Raw genomic sequence first — 16,945 nt, forward strand, 5'->3', positions numbered from 1 at the left:
TCTTAAAAGTAAAATTATGAAATTATTAAAATATAATAAAATTGCGATTTTAGCAATAGTTTCTACAGTACTAGTTTCATGCGGAAGCGATGAAATGCCGGGAGAAAGCCAGTTAGACTATACGCAGCCAATAAAAACGGAGTTAGATAATTGGATAACAACCACCTATTTAAATCCGTACAATATTAATGTGCAATACAAATGGAATCAAAATACAGTAGATAACAGTCGTTTTCTTTTTCCTCCATTAACAGAAAAAGTACAGCCCGCACTTGAAATTGTGAAAACAATATGGCTTAATAGTTATTTAACGATTGGAGGCCCTGACTTTGTGAAAAAAATTGCTCCAAGAGAAATTGTTTTAATAGGCGGTGTGAATTTAAATAGTGTAGGAACCAGAACTTTAGGTTTAGCCGAAGGAGGACAGCGTGTTACATTATTCGAAACCGATTATATAGATCAAGACGATAGAGCAAATGTATCAGAGTTTGTACATACAATTCAGCATGAGTACATACACATCTTAAACCAAAATAAGCCATTTGATGAAAAAGCATGGAAAACATTGACACCAGGTGGTTACACAGCAGATTGGTACAATTATGAGATACCAGAATCTAATGAACTTGGGTTTATAACCAGTTATGCAAGATCAAACATCAATGAAGATTTTGCCGAAACTGCATCTATGATCTTAATCTATTCAAAAGCTGAATATGCGGCATTTTTAAAAGGTATTAAAAGCCCAACTGCTTTAGCCGCATTAAAAGCAAAAGAAGCAATCATAGTAAAATATTTTAAAGACGCTTTTAACATGGATTTCTATGCTTTAAGAGATGAAGCAGAGAAAAATACAAGTGCAGTAATAAACAATTAATAAAAGTATTATGAAAATAAAACACCTATATAAATACTTATTTGCAGCTGTTTTAATACTGCAATTAACCGCCTGTAATAATAATACAGACGCTGAGCAATTTTTTGAAGAAACGCCTACTACGCGTTTAAATAACCAGAAATCCGAACTAAACGATGCACTACTTTCGTCAGAATTTGGATGGAAAGCAGTCTATTTTACAGATAATACTGTTTTAGGAGGTTATACACATTTATTTAAGTTTGCCAAAGACGGAAGTGTAGAAATGGCATCAGATTTTGATGCTGATACAGATGTATACAAAAGCGAGTACGCCATTCAGCTTGGAAGTACAGTAAGCGTAACTTTTACAACAAAAAATAGAATTCATCTTTTATCAGAATCAGATAATTTCCCTATTCCAGCTTTAAGAGCGAAAGGATATTTAGGAGATTTTCAGTTTTTGTATTATGGTCAGGAAAAGGGAGAGATTATTTTTAGAACCAATAGAAACAATCGTGAATTACGTTTCGTAAAAGCAACAGCTCAAGACTGGGCAGATTTGCATAAAAATATTGAAATGATTCCTAATGTAATTGGCGCTGCGACGAGACCATTGTTTAGATTATTAGAAACAAATGACGGGACAACAAAACATCAGTTTGATTTTTCATTTTCTGACGTAACTCGCTTTGCAGAATCAAATTCTATCGAAGCAGGTTATTCTGTAAGCTATAATATGGGAGTAGGGTACACTCCAACTGGTATTGTTGTGAGTCCTGCGGTAGTAGTGGGCGGACAAAACCTGACTAATTTTGTATATAATGATACCGATGGAAGTTTTACAGCCTCAGGAACAGGTGGTGTAAGTGCTGTAATTAAATATACAGACAAACCTTTATCACTTACAGATGATTATAAATTATTTCTTCCTGGGCAGCCATTTACTGCATTTGGTTATTATACTAATGATTATACTGTAGACGCACCAAGTAACTCGGTACTGTTTAATTCAGAAATAGCAAAAATTAATGCTGCCTTGCCTAAAGGACAAAGCATTGCAACTGTTGAAATATATAGTAATCATGCTATTGGAACATTTATTTATTACACATTTGTAGGAAGAGGAGCTTTACAGCATCATGTAACTATTACAGAAGATGCCGTTGGTAAAAAAGTGATTTTAAAGCATAAATCTTGGAACGGAAATACAACAGTAGCTACGCCGGCATTCCTTGCTAGTTTTGATAAGTATCTGATGGATCCAAACGGAATTTATGTGAAAAAAGAAAGCTTTAGAGTATTTTACACTGATCCAGTTTATACGTTCACTAGCTCTTCAAGTCCTTTTAGAATGACGACTTGGAGGCTTAACTAATAGCTTTAGTTTTGTTTTTAATTTTGGAGAAAAAGCGACTCAATTTAGAGTCGCTTTTTTTAAACAAGAAGACATTAATTATTAAAATTTAATCAGATGAAGGAGAAAATTGCTGCGCCGGTAAGTATTATTTTTTTGTGGGGACTTATACTTATCGCCATAACAGAATGGTATTACGAATATGCGAGGTATTATTTGTATGTCTCAATAGCTGTCATTAGTCCTATTATGATTTGGAATTTGATAAAGCAGAAAAAAAAGGACAAAATTAATGGAACAAGAGAGTTTCAATCATCGATTTATAGAATGCTGATAATGGCCGTAGTACTTATCATTATTTTTTACATCACTAAGCAAGAGCATATAGGTTAATTCTAAGTTTAATTATTAAGGAGAAAAGCGATTCAATTTTGAATCGCTTTTTTATTAGATTAACCTGCAGCAAGTTATATCGAGATATATAAATAACTTAAAAAAAGATGTTTCTATATGTTTAATGTTTCTATACCCAATTCGGATAGAATAAATAATTTCAAGACCAATTTTTATGGCACAAATTTTATTAAACGCCCAAATAATCTATATTTGTATTTCAAAAAATAAAAACGAATACTTCAATATGAAATTACTAGAAGGAAAAGTAGCAATCATTACTGGCGCGAGCCGAGGAATTGGAAAAGGAATTGCAGAAGTTTTTGCTAAACACGGAGCAAACGTAGCATTTACATATAGCTCATCTGTAGAATCAGCTCAAGCTTTAGAAGCTGAGTTAAATGGTTTAGGTGTTAAAGCAAAAGGTTACAAGTCTAACGCAGCCGATTTTAATGAAGCACAAACTTTTGTTGATGCAGTTTTGGCTGATTTTGGTACAGTAGATATTTTAATTAACAACGCAGGAATTACAAAAGATAACTTGTTAATGCGTATGTCTGAAGCTGATTTTGATCAAGTAATCGATGTTAACTTGAAGTCAGTTTTTAATATGACAAAAGCAATTCAAAAAACGTTCTTGAAGCAGCGTGCAGGTTCTATCATTAATATTAGCTCTGTTGTAGGAGTTTCTGGAAATGCAGGACAAACAAATTATGCAGCATCAAAAGCAGGTGCAATTGGTTTTACAAAATCAGTAGCTTTAGAATTAGGATCACGTAACATTCGTTGCAATGCAATCGCTCCAGGTTTTATCGAAACAGAAATGACTGCAAAATTGCCTGAAGATGTAGTAAAAGGATGGAGAGACGGAATTCCGTTGAAACGTGGTGGAACTACAGAAGATGTAGCAAACGCTTGTCTTTTCTTAGCATCAGATATGAGTGCATACGTTACAGGACAAGTGCTTAATGTTTGCGGAGGAATGCTTACTTAATATGTTAATTGATTATGGTTTGTTGTTTATTGTTCAGAACCAAAAACGATAAACTAAAAACTATAAACCAAAATAAAATATGACTACAAACACGATTTTATTATTATTGCTTTCTTTAGTAATAGCGGGTGGGTTATCGTATTTTCAATATTTTTTTAAAGCCAAAAACAAATCAAATCTGATTTGGTTTTTGGCTTTTTTACGTTTTCTAGCCATTTTTGGATTATTGGTGTTGCTTATAAACCCTGTAATTTCAAAAAGTTCGTTGGAAATTACCAAAACACCTTTGGCAATTGCTGTTGATAATTCAAGTTCGATAACTGCATTAAAAGCAGATAAAAAATCGGTTGAATTATATCAAAAGCTAATTTCAAATCCTGCTTTAAAGGAAAAATTTGAAATTCAATCCTATCAATTCGATGCCGATTTTAAAACTTCAGATAAATTTGATTTTAACGGCAAACAAACCAATTTAGATGAAGTTGCAAAGAATTTAAAAAGCATCAACAAAAATCTAATTTTCCCTACTGTAATTATTACGGACGGAAATCAAACTACAGGAAACGATTATGTATATCGATTTGATCCTGTCAATAAAGTTTATCCTTTGGTTGTGGGAGATACAACCACTTTTCTTGATTTAAAAATAAATCAGTTAAACGTAAATAAATACGCATTTCATAAAAATAAATTTCCTGTCGAAGTTTTTCTTCAATATGCAGGTGACAAATCTACAACTGCCGATTTTACAATTTCGCAGGGAAATACAGTTGTCGCAAAAGAGAAAGTTTCTTTTTCACCATCAAAAAAAACAGCGGCATTAAATTTGCTTTTGCCGGCAGATAAAGTAGGACTACAAATATTTAAAGCCAGTATTTCTTCAAATGCAAAAGAAAAGAACAGCTATAATAATATCAAGAACTTTGCAGTAGAAGTAATCGATCAAAAATCTACAATAGCAATTGTGTCAGCCATAAACCATCCAGACGTAGCTGCTTTAAAACGCTCAATCGAAGTTAATGCACAGCGAAAAGTAATTTTGGTTAAACCAAATGATATTAGCCAGCTGAAAGAAGCGTCAGTTTTAGTTTTGTACCAGCCAACATCAGCCTTCAAAGCTGTTTTTGACAATAATAAACAAGCTGGAAGAAATACATTTATTATTACAGGAAATAACACCGATTTTAATTTTCTAAACCAGCAGCAGAATAATCTGGTTTTTAAAATGAGCGGACAAGTCGAAGATTATTTATCTGAATTTCAGTCGCAATTCAATTTATTTGCGGTTGATAATATTGGCTTCGAAAATTTCCCGCCTTTGCAAAATTTATTCGGAACAATTTCAACAAACGGAAATGTATCTGTTTTGCTTTCTTCAAAAATTAGAAACGTTTCTACAAATGCTCCTTTGTTGGCTTTCGCCGAAAATCAAGGAAAAAGAACAGCTTTTCTTTTAGGTGAAAACAGCTGGAAATGGCGTTTACAAAGTCATATAGATAATCAGTCGTTTGAAAAGTATGATGTATTTATAGATAAAATAATTCAGTATTTAGCAACATCAACATCAAAGAAATCGCTTGTTGTAGCACATGAAAGTTTCTATAATTCAGGAGAGGAAATTATAATTAATGCCCAATATTTCAATAAAAACTATGAGTTTGATGAAAAAGCAAGATTAACAATCACTGTTACAAATGCCGAAACCAAACAAGTCAAAAACTACGATTTATTAAAAGGAAACAATTCTTTCTCCGTAAACTTAGAAGGATTAACCGCAGGAAAGTATAATTTTACAGTAAAAGAGCTAAATTCAAATACATTATATTCCAGTCATTTTGAAATTTTAGATTTTGACATTGAGAAACAATTTGTAAACCCTGATGTTGCAAAATTGAAACAATTAGCACTGCAAACCAATGGAAAAGCGTTCTTTGAAGATCAAGCCGATGATTTGATTCAAGAGCTTCTAGAAAACAAAGAATACAAATCGATCGAAAAAAACGTTTCAACAAAAACTCCAATTATTGACTGGGTTTGGTTATTGATTTTAATTGCGGCTTTGTTAGCGACGGAATGGTTTGTTAGGAAATATAATGGGTTACTTTAAAAAAGGGGCAAAGGTTCAAAGTAGCAAAGGTTCAGAGGTTTTTAAACTTGAAACCGTTGCTAATTGTCACGGTTAAGAAATAAAAATTAGTGGGAATTGGTGAAATTGGTGTTTTTTATAAAATAATTATATATGGACTTCAGGCTAAAAGTATTTTACACCGTTGCGCTCCGCCTTAATTTTACTAAAGCGGCAACAGAGCTATACATTACACAGCCTGCCGTTTCTAAACATATTCAAGAACTCGAGGAAACCTATAAAACAAAGCTTTTTGAGCGAAACGGTTCTAAAATTGCTTTAACTCCAGCCGGAAAAATTTTACTTAAGCACACCAAAAGCATCTTTGAAATTTATCGCGAGATCGATTTTGAAATGAGTTCTTTTATAAACGAACGTCAAGGTTTATTGCGATTAGGAGCAAGTACAACAATTTCTCAATATATTATTTCTCCAGTTTTAGCGCATTTTCATCAAAAGCAAAAAGACATAAAAGTTAATTTGTTAAACGGAAATACAGAACAAATCGAAAATGCTTTAATAAACAAAGAAATCGAAATTGGAATTGTCGAAGGACAATCAAAAAATCAATCCATAAAATATATTCCGTTTTTAAAAGACGAATTGGTTTTAGTCTGTAATAGCAATAATCCGTTTGTGAAAAAAAATGAAATTTCAGTAAGTGATTTAAAATCAATGAAATTCATAACTCGTGAACGTGGATCAGGAACACTTGAAGTTATAGAATATGCATTGAAAAAAGCCGGTTTGAAATTCTCAGATTTACAAATCGAAATGCAGTTAGGAAGTACAGAAAGTATTAAGTCTTATTTGTTAAATTCAGAATGCTTTGCTTTTATGTCTATTCATGCTGTAAGTAAAGAGTTGAAAAATAAAGAATTAATGGTTTTGGATGTAGAAGAATTATCTGTAGAAAGATACTTTTATATCATCACATTGTTAGGTAAGTCTGATTCGTTATCAGAGCTGTTTATCCAAAATATGTCAAATCATTATAACTTAAAGTTATAGTCGATTGTAATTTGCGATTGGGAGTTTCGTGTAAAAGGATAGAACTTTGCAGAATAAATTTTTAATTATTCTATTTTGAAAACAAAAGAACATACAGCCTCACAATTATTCGAAGTTAATCGTTACTTGCAACAAGCCATTTTTGCTGCTGTTATCTTTTTATGCTTATTTTCGATTATTTCACCGCCAATAGCTTTGTTGTTTGGAGTTGTAATTGTAAACATTTTTGGTAATCCATTTGTAGAATTCAATAATAAAGCAATTACCTTTTTATTACAGTTCTCTGTTATTGGTTTAGGATTCGGGATGAATGCATCAAGTGCCATTTCAGCAGGAAAAGAAGGCTTTTTACTAACTATATTCTCCATATTCAGTACTTTAATTTTAGGAACTTTTTTAGGGAAATGGTTGAAAACCGATAAAAAAACATCTCACTTAATATCTTGTGGAACTGCAATTTGTGGAGGAAGCGCTATAGCGGCGATTTCACCAGTAATAAAATCAAATGAGAATGAAACTTCAATAGCTTTAGGAGTAATATTTATTTTGAATTCAATTGCCTTATTTGTTTTTCCATTTATTGGTCATCAGCTTGATTTATCGCAAAAAGATTTCGGATTATGGTGTGCTATTGCTATTCATGATACCAGTTCTGTAGTTGGTGCGGCAAATAAATATGGAGCCGAAGCTTTGCAGATAGCTACAACAGTAAAACTAGCGAGAGCCTTATGGATTATTCCAATTTCGATATTAACAGCAGCGATTTTTAAAAGTAAAAATTCAAAGATTAAAATTCCTTACTTCATAGGTTTGTTTATTGTCGCTATGCTTTTAAATAGTTATGTTCCTGCAACTGCAGTAATTGCACCGTATATTGTAAATATTGCAAAAATTGGATTAACGATTACATTGTTTTTAATAGGAGCAACATTGAATGTAAAAACCTTAAAATCAGTAGGAGTGAAGCCTTTACTGCAAGGTGTGTTTTTATGGATTTTTATTGCAGTTTTAGGTTTAGTATCAATTCTGTATTTGGGTTAAAATTTATTTTACATTTGAGAATTTGACAGTTGGTTTGCCAGTAATTTTATACCATTTTCCCGTAAAGGAAAGTCTTTTTTCAATTACAAAATTAAACTGTTTTTTCGTTTTAGCCAGTTCGATAATTTCTGTTGGCAAATCTACATCATAATCATCTTCTGTACCTTTTGCTTTTTTGTAAAAACCAGTTGTAGTAATGGCAAAATCTCTAAAAAACTTTTTCGTACCATCGTTGATTACTTTATATGAACTAGACCACTCAGAGTTTCCGCCATTATTAAACAAACTATAATAATCTAATTCCATTAAAGGCTGGTATTTTCCGTTAAAACCAGCAATAAGATATAAAAAACCATTGTAAGGAGCGCCTGCACCGCCGTTTGCATGTTCTATAGTAAACGCATATTGATCTTCACCAATTTCGACAAGTTTTGGTGTAGGTGCTCTTGAAAATGCACCAAAGGCAGCAACAGCAGGTTGAAAAGATTTCATTTCCCAAACCGCTCCATTTTTAGCAAATTTGGCAACGCCAATTAATCCGCCAGAGAAACGCCCAGTTTGTGCACCATCAGCATCATAAAAGGAATGATTAAAAGTCAATAGTTTGAATTGATTTCCTTTCGAATCAGAATAATCATTATTACTTAGAAGTCTTGTTGCAACACCCTCTTTATATGGAAAAAGCTGATCTCCCTCAACACCATTCACATCAATATAAGGCTGCGGTTTACAATTGCTGCATTTCCAGCTTACAAAAGTATTGCGATCTGGTAAATTATATAATTTGCCTGGAAACAATTTTTGCATTGTTTTTACAGGATCAAAAGAACCAGATATTTTAAGTACTCTTTTTGTATTTAGTATGGTATCGTTGACATTTTTTAATTGTATATCAGTTTCTTGAGCTAAACAAAGTGAACTAAAAAATAAAACGAAATTTAGAATAAAGAGGCGCATATTTGTAAGATTTAATACCAGAACAAACATACAAGAAAAATTCTGACGATTTTATATTTACCATACTTATATGGTTTAAAAATGGTTAGAGATTAAATTAAAAGAATCTTAAAAACGATTCTTTTAATTTATCTTTAAATAAGGTAAATTTGTCTCTCAAATAAAAACAAAAATGAAAAACTTCAAAATGAGACCAAAATTAATTGCTTTTTTTGCATTAATCATAGGTTTTTTTACTTTATCATGGGGAATTGTAGGCCATGAAAGAATTAATAAAGCAGCAGTAATGGCTTTGCCAAAACCGCTTCAGATCTTCTTTTACAATCACATCGATTTTATTACTCAAGAAGCATCAGTACCAGATATTCGTAAGTATGCTTTAAATTACAAAGACGAGAATCCAAGACACTATTTTGATATGGAAAACTTTGGTTCTGCTGATAGTATTCCAAAAACTTTGGAAGAAGCAAAGAAAAAATACGATAGTAAATTCTTGAACACTAACGGAATTTTACCTTGGTATATTGAGGATATGATGGCTAAATTAACCAAAGCTTTTAAAGATAAAAACAGAGCGGAAATTTTATTTCTTGCTGCAGATTTAGGTCATTATATTGGTGATGCCCATATGCCTTTGCATACTTCTGCAAATCATGACGGACAATTGAGTGATCAAAAAGGAATTCATTCTCTTTGGGAAAGCAGACTTCCTGAGTTATTTGCAAAAAACTACAAGTTAAATGTTCCTGAAGCTCAGTACTACGCTGATGTTCATAAAGCAACTTGGGATATGATAAACGACACGCACACTTTAGTGAAACCGTTATTAGACATAGACAAAAAGTTAAGAACTGCAACTCCAGAAAATCAGGTTTTTAAAATGGATTCAGATGGAAAAGTATTAAAAAGCAAATACAATACACCGGTTTTCTCTGATGAGTATGCGAAAAAACTTCACCAAGACTTAAACGGAATGGTTGAAACTCAGATGAAAAAAGCGATTACTGCAACAGCAAGTTTTTGGTATACAGCGTGGGTAAATGCAGGAAAACCAGATTTAAGCGATTTAGATTCACCTGCTGTTACACAAAGAAATCATCAAGCTTTACAAGAGGATTTGAAATTGTTTCAAAAAGGAGATTTATTCGGAATGAAGAATCAGAACGACTAGATTTTTTACTTTGAAGTTTCAAGTTTTAACTTGAAAATATACTAATAAAGAAAAGCCTCAATTTCAAATGAAATTGAGGCTTTTCTTTATATTACGTTTGAGTTTTTTATAGAAATTATTTCTGATACTTCTTTTCCTTTAAAACATAAGAGGCAGTTTGATAGTAAGAAATCGTTTCATTTACCAAGCTGAGTTTTTCAGTTTTTAATGGAATTTCGTCATAATCAACTTGAAATTCTGGAGCAACTCCTGTCTTCGGATTTATTTTCAGTGAAAACTGTTTAACTTGCTGTTTAGGAGATAAAACGGTTAATACATTGTCTTTTATTAAACCTAAATCTTGGTAAGTGGCAATAAAAGCTCTTGGCTTGTAATTGTCTTTAAAAACGTCCTGACCAAAGAATTTACTTTTATAGTCAAAATGCAATAAGCCAAATAATGTTGGCATAATGTCTATTTGCGACATTAGTTTATTGAATTTTTGAGGTTTTCCATTTGGAGTGTAAATAATTGCTGGAATTCGGTATTTATCCAAAGGCAGTTCCGTTTTTCCTGCACTTGAAGCGCAATGATCTGCCACAATTACAAAAATAGTATTATTAAACCAAGGCTGTTTGCGAGCCATTTCAAAAAATCGGCTTAAGGCATAATCTGTATATTTTACACCTCCATCGCGGGATTTTATATCGCCGGGAATGTCAATTTTATTATTAGGATATGTAAAAGGTCTGTGATTGCTGACCGTCATAATATGATTAAAGAATGGTTTATTTTCTTTAGCTTCGGCTGTCATTATTTTCACTGCTTTTTTGTACATATCTTCATCACATACACCCCAAACATTAGAAAATGTGATTTCTTCAGGTGAAAAACTTGATTTGTCTATAATTTGATAATCATTTCCAGAATAAAAATCTTTCATATTATCAAAGAAAGCATCACCGCCATACATAAACTTCACATTGTATCCTTTTTGTTTAAAAAGCGCTCCAGTTGAAAATTTATTTTTATTATCCTCTCTTTTTACAACACTTTCTCCCGCAGTTGGAGGCAGACATAAAGTTACCGCTTCAAGACCGCGAACAGTTCTGTTTCCGGCAGCATACAAATTGGTAAACTGAAGACTTTTTTGTGACAAACTGTCTAAAAAAGGAGTAATGTTTTGCGAGTTTCCATAAGCTTTCATGAAATCGGCGCTTAAACTTTCGATTGTAATTAAAACAACATTTTTGCGTATTTCAGCCGAGTCGCTTTTGATTTCGTGAGTTGTGTCTTCGTTAGATATAATTGGCAATTGCTCTTTTAGAATAGCAAAAGCTTTGTCGTGCGGAATTGTTTTATAAAACTTGAAATAGTCAAGTTTACTGTTTTGAAAAGCCAGATAGAATTTATAGATGCCGTTTGATTGTAATTCATTAACAAAAACATTCTTTGAGTTTTCAGTTTTAGATAAAGTTGGAATAGCGACTAAAGAAATCAGTAATAAACCCCAATATACACCTGAGATTTGAAGTTTCTCTTTTAAAGTTGGAATTTCATAGATGTAATTTTTTGTTTTTTTCAGGATATAATAAGTTATCGTTCCTGTAACCAAAAACAGAGCTGAAAAGATTGGAACTACAGGATAAGACTGCATAATGTTTCCAATTACTTCATTTGTGTAAATCAAATAATTAACAGCTATAAAGTTGTATTTTACTCCAAATTCATTCCAAAAAAAGTATTCACTTAAACCATTTTGAAGAATTAATAAAACGTAAAGAAAAATTACAAAGGCAAAAAGCCAGAATCTAATTTTGTCTCTCCATTTAGGAAGAAAAAGCATAAGACCAAAAAGAACCGTTTTGATTCCTATAAAAATTAAAACTATTTTAGGTAAAGCACCTCCATATTGATCAAAAACACTTTTTCCTGAAGCAACATATAAAAAGGCTGCAATAAAAACGCCTAGAATAATATACCCTGAAGGCTTGTTGTATTTTGAATTTGAAATAAAAATTAGATATAACCAAAGAAAAAAACTAGCAACTGTAAAAACGAAAAAATCGGAAACTAATCCTAGAAAAAAGATTTTTAAGCTTTCAAGCAGTGAGAAAGATGTTTGTGTAATAGGATGAAAAAATAGAACAATTCGTAATAGTAAACTGATAATGAAATAGAACAATGCCAGGTGGTAAAATGGGCTAAGCTTTTTGTAGAATGTCATAATAGATTATTTTGGGCAAAATTAAGGTTGATAAATTAATAATAGATGAAGTTATACTTTTACCTTACTTAGTGTTAACTTAATGTTTTCTTAAGATTATACTTGCAGGTTATTCTAATGAGTTTTAGTGTTTTCAGAAATTTAAAATATTTATCTTTGGTTATTCAAAAGTAAAATTTTTAATAGAAAAAACATATGCATATTTTAATTGTAGAAGATGAGTTAGGTATTGTTCAGTTTTTGCAGCAAGGATTGCAGGAAGAAGGTTATAAGGTTACGACAGCAAATGACGGTTCTAAAGGCTTTGAATTAACGCAGGAGCAAAAGTTTGATTTGATTTTATTAGATTGGATGCTTCCTAAAATTAATGGTTTAGATTTATGCAAAGCAATTAGAATTAAAGATCAAATAACACCAATTATTTTTTTGACTGCTAAAGATACCGTACAAGAAACGATTGAAGGCTTAAAAGCGGGTGCAAATGATTATATTAAAAAACCTTTTAGTTTTGAAGAATTAGTAGAACGTATTAAAGTTCATTTTAGAAATAGAAAAGGAACAGAAGTTCTTTCGTTAGGTACAATTAAAATTGATTTATCAAAACATATAGTTTTGAAAAGCGACGAAGAAATTGCATTAACACAAAGAGAATTTGAATTGCTTACTTATTTAATTAAGAATAAAGGAAAAGTTTGTACTCGAAATCAGATTTTGAAAGATGTTTGGGAAATTAATTTTGAATATGATACAGGTGTAATTGATGTTTTTATGAATGCCATTCGTAAAAAATTGAAGCTGAAAATAGAAGAAGATTACATAAAAACAATTCGCGGTATTGGTTACATCGCTAACGACTTATAAATGGTACAGCTTTCTTTTAAAAATAGAATTGCATTAAATTATATTATTACTACAGGTTTATTGATTGTGGCAGTTTTTTCGGTTATTTATTCTATCGTAAAACATACCGTTTACAGTCATATTGATGAAAAAATAAAAGTTGAAATTCAGAATCATTTAGACGAAATAAAAGTCGTAAACGGCAAAGTAATCCTAATTGATGCCGAAGAATGGAAGGAACGCGAGCATAATACTGTAGATGTGAATCCTGTTTTTGTAGAGTTCTTAGATTTGAAGAAAAGAGTAATTGAAAAAGCTCCCAATTTAAAAACAGAAACACTTCAATTTAAAGATTCTGTCGAAGATTATGAATTGTTTGATACTATGATGGGAGATCATGCAATTAGACAAATTCAAGTTTCACTTCATGTTAATAATAAAAAAATAGGATACGTTATTGTTGCAATGTCGCTGGCCGACTCAAAAATGGTGCTTAATAATTTGTTCGAAATTATGAGTTTGTCATTTTTAGGGATTCTATTGCTGCTGTTTTTTATTGCCCGTTTTTTTGCAGGAAGAAGTATAAAACCAATAAACGCAATTATAAATACATCGCGAATTATTACCAAAGACAATTTAAAAGCACGTATTCCGCTGCCCAAAACGCGGGACGAATTATACACGCTTTCAAAAACCATAAACAATTTATTAAATAGGATTGAAGATGCAATTGAACGCGAAAAGCAATTTACTTCAGATGCTTCTCATGAATTAAGAACGCCTTTAACAGTTATTAAAGGCACTCTTGAAGTTCTTATACGTAAACCTCGTGATAATAAAGAATATGAAGAAAAAATCAATTATTGTATTCGTGAAGTAGATCACTTAAATTTATTGGTAGATCAGTTGTTGTTAATGGCTCGATTTGAAAATCAAAAGCAAGATGTTAATACAGAATTAGTATACTTAAATGCGATAATTTTAGATGTTCTGACTTTGAATTCTGAGAAAATTAAAAGCAAGCAGATCAACATTAAATTTGAAGCAGAAAAGGACTATTATGTGCATTCTGATAATTTTCTAGTTATTACGATTTTGAGAAATATTATTTCAAATGCGATTAAATATACAGAAAGTAAAGGTGAAGTTTCTATTTTGTTATTCAAACAAAATGGCAAAACAAGCTGTAAAATTTCTGATAACGGAATTGGTATTGCCAAAGAAGATCTAGAGAATATTTTTAATCCATTTTTTAGATCTAAATCTACAGAACATCCCGAAATTAAAGGAACTGGATTAGGATTGTCTATCGTAAAAAGAATTACAGATTTACTGGATATAAAATTCAAAATTGAGAGTAAAATTGATATTGGAACATCAGTTATTTTAGTTTTTAACGAAGAGGAGAAAACGTTATAGTAGATTGAAAGAATGCAATGAAATTAGGGCTTGAGCTTTTTTTTAACAATAAACTATCGTTAAGTTATATTAAAAATTGCTTTTTTATGAAATTAACTATTATATTTGCAAACGAATCAAAGAATTATAAAACAAACCAAACAATGATTTCAAATCAATTACATCATCATCATTTTCATTATTGCTCTCAGGCGATGTGTTAATGGTATGTGTGTAAATCATCATATTTTAAAACCCGTTTGAGTACATCAAACGGGTTTTTTTATACCAATTCTTTGTACTCAAACTATTAATTCAAAAAAAAAACTAAAAAATGAGTACTTTAAAAATTGCAATTCAAAAATCAGGTCGTTTAAACGAAGACAGCATTCAAATTCTAAAAGACTGCGGTATTTCAATCAACAACGGAATCGATCAGTTAAAAGCCGAAGCTTCTAATTTTCCTCTTGAAGTTTTATATTTAAGAAACTCTGATATTCCTCAGTATTTAATTGATGGCGTAGTAGATTTGGCAATTGTTGGCGACAATCTTTTGGTCGAAAAAGGCAAAGAAATTGAAGTGGTACAGCGATTAGGATTTTCAAAATGTAAAGTTTCTGTAGCAGTTCCTAAAACCTTCGAATACAATTCGGTTCAAGATTTGGCAGGATTACGAATCGCAACCTCTTATCCAAACACAGTTAACGAATATTTTAATTCTTTTGGAGTAACAGTAGATATTCACCAAATTTCAGGTTCTGTAGAAATTGCTCCAAACATTGGTCTTGCCGATGCTATTGTTGACATCGTTTCAAGCGGAAGTACTTTATTCAAAAATAATTTAAAAGAAGTAGAAGTGATTTTGAAAAGTGAAGCAGTTTTAGCTGTTTCGCCAAAAGTTTCACCAGAGATTCAAAAACACATTGATACCTTAAAATTCAGAATACAATCAGTTTTAAGAGCAAGAAATTCAAAATATATCTTGATGAACGTTCCAAACGAAAAAATTGATGAAATAGGAAAAATTCTGCCCGTTTTGCGAAGTTTAACCGTTTTACCATTAGCACAGGAAGGTTGGAGCAGCGTACACTCGGTAATTGATAAAGACACTTTCTGGGATGTAATTGATAAACTGAAAGATGCAGGTGCAGAAGGAATTTTAGTTTGCCCAATTGAAAAAATGGTTCTTTAAATGCGCTTCGCGCACTTTAGGCAATAAGCTTTAAGCTTTACGCCAGAAAAAAAATAGAAAAAGTTAATAAAGCCTAAAGCCTGCAGCTTAAGGCTTAAAGCCAAAGAATAATGAATAAAATAGACAATCCAAAACAAGACACTTGGTTAGAAATCTTAAAAAGGCCAACTCAAACCATTGATGATATTGAGGTTACAGTAAAGGAAATTTTTAAAGAAGTACAGAAAAAAGGTGATGAAGCTGTTGCAAAATACACTTCGATTTTTGATGGGATTTCTTTAAACAATTACGAAGTTTCAATAGAGGAAATAAATGAAGCAATTGCTTTGATTCCAAATGAATTAAAAGAAGCTATTCAACTGGCAAAAGATAATATTTACAAATTTCACAGTGCTCAAAAAACTGATCGAGTTGAAATCGAAACAATTGAAGGTGTAAATTGCTGGCAGGAGAAAAGACCAATTCAAAAAATTGGATTGTATATTCCAGGCGGAACAGCTCCTTTATTTTCAACCGTTTTAATGCTTGCTGTTCCTGCTGAAATTGCAGGCTGTAAAGAAATCGTGTTGTGTTCGCCGCCAGATAAAACAGGAAAAATAAACCCAGCGATTTTGTATGCTGCAAATTTATGCGGTGTAACTAAAATTTTAAAAGTAGGCGGAATTCAGGCAATTGCAGGAATGACTTTTGGTACACAGTCAATTCCTAAAGTATATAAAATTTTCGGACCTGGAAATCAGTTTGTAACTGTAGCAAAACAATTGGCTACTCAGTTTGGTGTTGCAATCGATATGCCTGCTGGACCCTCAGAATTGTTAATTGTTGCCGATGACACAGCTGTACCAGCATTTGTAGCTTCAGATTTATTGTCACAGGCGGAACATGGAACAGATAGTCAGGTAATTTTAGTTTCGACTTCTAAAAGACTAATTGACGCAGTAGAAAAGGAAATTCAATCTCAGGTTGAAGTGCTTCCAAGAAAAGCCATAGCAATAAAAGCAATCGAAAATTCGAAATTGATTTATGTCGAAAATGATCAAATTGCTTTAGATTTAATTAATGAATATGGTCCTGAACATTTCATTATTTGCTCACAATACGATGATTTTTATTGCAACGGAATTATAAATGCAGGATCTGTTTTTATTGGAAATTATACGCCAGAAAGCGCAGGAGATTATGCTTCGGGAACAAATCACACGCTTCCTACAAATGGTTATGCAAAAAATTACAGCGGTGTAAATTTAGATAGTTTTACAAAATCAATGACATTTCAGAAAATATCCGAAAAAGGAATTCGAAACATTGGTAAAGCAATTGAAACTATGGCTGAAGCCGAAGGTTTACAAGCGCATAAAAATGCCGTTACGTTGAGATTGAAGAGTTTAAAATAAAAGATTAAAG

The 16,945-nt window shown here is 31.7% G+C and carries 15 protein-coding genes; 12 read left to right on the forward strand and 3 right to left on the reverse strand.

The window, feature by feature from the left end:
• The first annotated feature begins 16 nt into the window (after positions 1-16).
• The 7 genes from NLG42_RS15640 (at position 17) to NLG42_RS15670 (ending at position 7,777) form a co-directional block, all read left to right on the forward strand.
• The gene (locus NLG42_RS15640; protein WP_257681509.1) at positions 17-877 is read left to right on the forward strand and encodes a substrate import-associated zinc metallohydrolase lipoprotein; all 861 of its coding nucleotides are present in this window, start codon (positions 17-19) and stop codon (positions 875-877) included.
• Positions 878-887: 10 nt separating this feature from the next.
• The gene (locus tag NLG42_RS15645; RefSeq protein ID WP_089059757.1) at positions 888-2,234 is read left to right on the forward strand and encodes a DUF4302 domain-containing protein; all 1,347 of its coding nucleotides are present in this window, start codon (positions 888-890) and stop codon (positions 2,232-2,234) included.
• Between the two features lie 96 nt (positions 2,235-2,330).
• Positions 2,331-2,606, forward strand: a complete 276-nt coding sequence (locus tag NLG42_RS15650) for a hypothetical protein (protein WP_257681510.1) — start codon at positions 2,331-2,333, stop codon at positions 2,604-2,606.
• 247 nt (positions 2,607-2,853) lie between these two features.
• Positions 2,854-3,600 (forward strand): 3-oxoacyl-[acyl-carrier-protein] reductase, encoded by a 747-nt coding sequence (gene fabG / locus NLG42_RS15655; RefSeq protein WP_089055474.1) that lies wholly within the window; start codon positions 2,854-2,856, stop codon positions 3,598-3,600.
• Positions 3,601-3,679: 79 nt separating this feature from the next.
• A complete protein-coding gene (locus NLG42_RS15660) occupies positions 3,680-5,707 on the forward strand; it encodes a hypothetical protein (RefSeq protein WP_257681511.1) in 2,028 nt (675 codons plus the stop codon).
• 132 nt (positions 5,708-5,839) lie between these two features.
• A complete protein-coding gene (locus NLG42_RS15665; RefSeq protein ID WP_257681512.1) occupies positions 5,840-6,736 on the forward strand; it encodes a LysR family transcriptional regulator in 897 nt (298 codons plus the stop codon).
• Between the two features lie 75 nt (positions 6,737-6,811).
• Positions 6,812-7,777, forward strand: coding sequence for a YeiH family protein (locus tag NLG42_RS15670; protein WP_089059762.1), 966 nt, complete (start codon positions 6,812-6,814; stop codon positions 7,775-7,777).
• Between the two features lie 3 nt (positions 7,778-7,780).
• Here NLG42_RS15670 and NLG42_RS15675 read toward each other — a convergent pair whose 3' ends face one another.
• Positions 7,781-8,734: a hypothetical protein gene (locus tag NLG42_RS15675; RefSeq protein WP_089059764.1), complete on the reverse strand. Its 954-nt coding sequence runs from the start codon at positions 8,732-8,734 to the stop codon at positions 7,781-7,783.
• 172 nt (positions 8,735-8,906) lie between these two features.
• Here NLG42_RS15675 and NLG42_RS15680 point away from each other — a divergent pair, with 172 nt between their 5' ends.
• Positions 8,907-9,905 (forward strand): zinc dependent phospholipase C family protein, encoded by a 999-nt coding sequence (locus tag NLG42_RS15680; RefSeq protein ID WP_257681513.1) that lies wholly within the window; start codon positions 8,907-8,909, stop codon positions 9,903-9,905.
• 115 nt (positions 9,906-10,020) lie between these two features.
• On the opposite strand, the gene NLG42_RS15685 is transcribed toward NLG42_RS15680, so the two are convergent.
• Positions 10,021-12,111 carry an LTA synthase family protein gene (locus NLG42_RS15685; protein WP_257681514.1) on the reverse strand — a complete coding sequence of 697 codons (2,091 nt, stop codon included), beginning with the start codon at positions 12,109-12,111 and terminating at the stop codon, positions 10,021-10,023.
• A gap of 195 nt (positions 12,112-12,306) precedes the next feature.
• Between NLG42_RS15685 and NLG42_RS15690 the strand changes: the two genes are divergently transcribed.
• Both NLG42_RS15690 and NLG42_RS15695 read left to right on the forward strand, forming a co-directional pair.
• Positions 12,307-12,972, forward strand: a complete 666-nt coding sequence (locus NLG42_RS15690) for a response regulator transcription factor (RefSeq protein WP_089056007.1) — start codon at positions 12,307-12,309, stop codon at positions 12,970-12,972.
• Positions 12,973-14,370 carry a sensor histidine kinase gene (locus tag NLG42_RS15695; protein ID WP_257681515.1) on the forward strand — a complete coding sequence of 466 codons (1,398 nt, stop codon included), beginning with the start codon at positions 12,973-12,975 and terminating at the stop codon, positions 14,368-14,370.
• A 99-nt stretch (positions 14,371-14,469) separates the two neighbouring features.
• On the opposite strand, the gene NLG42_RS15700 is transcribed toward NLG42_RS15695, so the two are convergent.
• The gene (locus NLG42_RS15700; RefSeq protein ID WP_255409812.1) at positions 14,470-14,595 is read right to left on the reverse strand and encodes a hypothetical protein; all 126 of its coding nucleotides are present in this window, start codon (positions 14,593-14,595) and stop codon (positions 14,470-14,472) included.
• 88 nt (positions 14,596-14,683) lie between these two features.
• Here NLG42_RS15700 and hisG point away from each other — a divergent pair, with 88 nt between their 5' ends.
• The gene (hisG, locus tag NLG42_RS15705) at positions 14,684-15,541 is read left to right on the forward strand and encodes an ATP phosphoribosyltransferase (protein ID WP_089059469.1); all 858 of its coding nucleotides are present in this window, start codon (positions 14,684-14,686) and stop codon (positions 15,539-15,541) included.
• A gap of 110 nt (positions 15,542-15,651) precedes the next feature.
• Positions 15,652-16,935, forward strand: a complete 1,284-nt coding sequence (gene hisD / locus NLG42_RS15710; protein ID WP_257681516.1) for a histidinol dehydrogenase — start codon at positions 15,652-15,654, stop codon at positions 16,933-16,935.
• The last annotated feature ends 10 nt before the right edge of the window (positions 16,936-16,945 follow it).

Source organism: Flavobacterium plurextorum (genome assembly GCF_024638035.1).
GTDB classification, from domain to species: domain Bacteria; phylum Bacteroidota; class Bacteroidia; order Flavobacteriales; family Flavobacteriaceae; genus Flavobacterium; species Flavobacterium plurextorum.

What these genes read in the sequence shown, in the direction of transcription:
- NLG42_RS15640 (WP_257681509.1), top strand. Translation starts at nt 17, where the DNA reads ATGAAATTATTAAAATATAATAAAATTGCGATTTTAGCAATAGTTTCT.
- NLG42_RS15645 (WP_089059757.1), top strand. Translation starts at nt 888, where the DNA reads ATGAAAATAAAACACCTATATAAATACTTATTTGCAGCTGTTTTAATA.
- NLG42_RS15650 (WP_257681510.1), top strand. Translation starts at nt 2,331, where the DNA reads ATGAAGGAGAAAATTGCTGCGCCGGTAAGTATTATTTTTTTGTGGGGA.
- fabG (WP_089055474.1), top strand. Translation starts at nt 2,854, where the DNA reads ATGAAATTACTAGAAGGAAAAGTAGCAATCATTACTGGCGCGAGCCGA.
- NLG42_RS15660 (WP_257681511.1), top strand. Translation starts at nt 3,680, where the DNA reads ATGACTACAAACACGATTTTATTATTATTGCTTTCTTTAGTAATAGCG.
- NLG42_RS15665 (WP_257681512.1), top strand. Translation starts at nt 5,840, where the DNA reads ATGGACTTCAGGCTAAAAGTATTTTACACCGTTGCGCTCCGCCTTAAT.
- NLG42_RS15675 (WP_089059764.1), bottom strand. Translation starts at nt 8,734, where the DNA reads ATGCGCCTCTTTATTCTAAATTTCGTTTTATTTTTTAGTTCACTTTGT.
- NLG42_RS15680 (WP_257681513.1), top strand. Translation starts at nt 8,907, where the DNA reads ATGAAAAACTTCAAAATGAGACCAAAATTAATTGCTTTTTTTGCATTA.
- NLG42_RS15685 (WP_257681514.1), bottom strand. Translation starts at nt 12,111, where the DNA reads ATGACATTCTACAAAAAGCTTAGCCCATTTTACCACCTGGCATTGTTC.
- NLG42_RS15690 (WP_089056007.1), top strand. Translation starts at nt 12,307, where the DNA reads ATGCATATTTTAATTGTAGAAGATGAGTTAGGTATTGTTCAGTTTTTG.
- NLG42_RS15695 (WP_257681515.1), top strand. Translation starts at nt 12,973, where the DNA reads ATGGTACAGCTTTCTTTTAAAAATAGAATTGCATTAAATTATATTATT.
- NLG42_RS15700 (WP_255409812.1), bottom strand. Translation starts at nt 14,595, where the DNA reads ATGATGATTTACACACATACCATTAACACATCGCCTGAGAGCAATAAT.
- hisG (WP_089059469.1), top strand. Translation starts at nt 14,684, where the DNA reads ATGAGTACTTTAAAAATTGCAATTCAAAAATCAGGTCGTTTAAACGAA.
- hisD (WP_257681516.1), top strand. Translation starts at nt 15,652, where the DNA reads ATGAATAAAATAGACAATCCAAAACAAGACACTTGGTTAGAAATCTTA.